2 protein-coding genes are annotated in these 1,541 nt (G+C 61.3%); both read left to right on the top strand.

The features are described from left to right. Positions 1 to 770 (top strand): class I SAM-dependent methyltransferase (locus WBG56_RS03100; protein WP_424265151.1); only part of this gene is annotated, 770 nt, incomplete at its 5' end. After that, the coding region (locus tag WBG56_RS03095) for a DegT/DnrJ/EryC1/StrS family aminotransferase (protein WP_424265149.1) at positions 767 to 1,541 on the top strand (775 nt) is incomplete at its 3' end. The genes WBG56_RS03100 and WBG56_RS03095, both read left to right, overlap by 4 nt.

Below are 1,541 nucleotides of genomic sequence, written 5' to 3'. Positions count from 1 at the left end.
GCCGCCGGTTGGCCGGCGAGGGCCGGCAGGCCGATCTGATCGCGGGCAACAACGTCTATGCGCACGTGCCCGACATCAATGACTTCACGCGCGGCCTGGCGGCGGCCTTGAAGCCCGAGGGCACGATTACGCTGGAGTTCCCGCACCTGCTGCGCCTGATCCAGAACAATCAGTTCGATACGGTCTATCACGAGCATTTTTCGTATCTGTCGATTCATGCCGTGCAACGTGTGTTCGCCGCAGCGGGCTTGCGCATTTACGACATAGAAGAACTCCCCACGCACGGCGGCAGTGTGCGAGTGTATGGCTGCCATGCAGCTTCGGCGATGGCGCAGCGGCCCAGTGTGGATCATGTGTTGCGTCTTGAGGTCGAGGGTGGCTTATTGGATCTGAGTACCTACCAGGCCTTCCAGGCGCGAGCGGATCGAGTCAAGGACGACCTGCTGGGATTCTTGTTGGAGCAGAAGCGCCAGGGCAAGACCGTGGCAGCCTATGGCGCTGCGGCCAAGGGTAATACCTTGCTGAACTATGCGGGCGTAAAGCCTGATCTGCTGCCGTTCGTGTGCGATGCGGCGCTGGCCAAGCAGGGCAAGTACCTGCCGGGCAGCCACATCCCGATTCTGGCGCCGCAGGCGCTGGCCGACCAGCGGCCCGACTATGTGCTGATTCTCCCGTGGAATATTGCGCCGGAGGTCCGGGAGCAGAACAGGGCGCTGGCGGACCAGGGGACGCAGTTCGTGACAGCAGTGCCGCAGTTGGAGGTCCTATGAAGTCCCGTATCCATTACACCAAACCGTCGATCACCGAACTGGAGGTGCGCTACGCCACCGACGCGGCTGCTAATGGCTGGGGCGATCGATGCTACGAATACATCGGCCGGTTTGAGCAGTCGTTCAAGACGCACCTGGGCGCCGAATTCGCTATTGCCACTTCGAGCTGCACGGGCGCCCTGCACCTGGGGATGGCGGCCCTGGACATTGGTCCGGGCGACGAAGTCATCATGGCCGACACCAACTGGATCGCCACAGCATCGCCTATCGTGCATCTAGGTGCCACACCGATCTTTGTGGACATTCTGCCGGATACCTGGTGCCTGGATCCGGCCAAGGTTGAGGCGGCCATTTCGCCACGTACGAAGGCTATCGTGGCTGTGCACCTGTACGGCAACCTGTGCGATATGGATGCGCTGCTGGCCATCGGCGCGCGTCATGGGATTCCCGTCATCGAGGATGCCGCCGAGGCGATCGGTTCGGTCTATCACGGTAAGCGGGCCGGTACGATGGGGGCTTTCGCCTCGTTCTCGTTTCACGGTTCGAAGACCATGACCACAGGCGAAGGCGGGATGTTTGTCACTCAGGATGCCAAGTTATACGAGCGGGTGCTGACTTTGAGCAATCATGGCCGCGCTAGGGGACAGACGAAGCAGTTCTGGCCGGACGCGGTGGGATACAAATACAAGTTGTCCAATATCCAGGCGGCGATCGGCTGCGCCCAGATGGAGCGGATTGATGTGCTGATCGAGCGCAAGCGGGAAATCCTGG

It is taken from the genome of Castellaniella sp. (assembly GCF_049671645.1).
Classification (GTDB): Bacteria; Pseudomonadota; Gammaproteobacteria; order Burkholderiales; family Burkholderiaceae_B; genus Castellaniella.
Note: the sequence above shows the minus strand (reverse complement) of the source record. Positions and strands in the feature narration are given on the sequence as shown.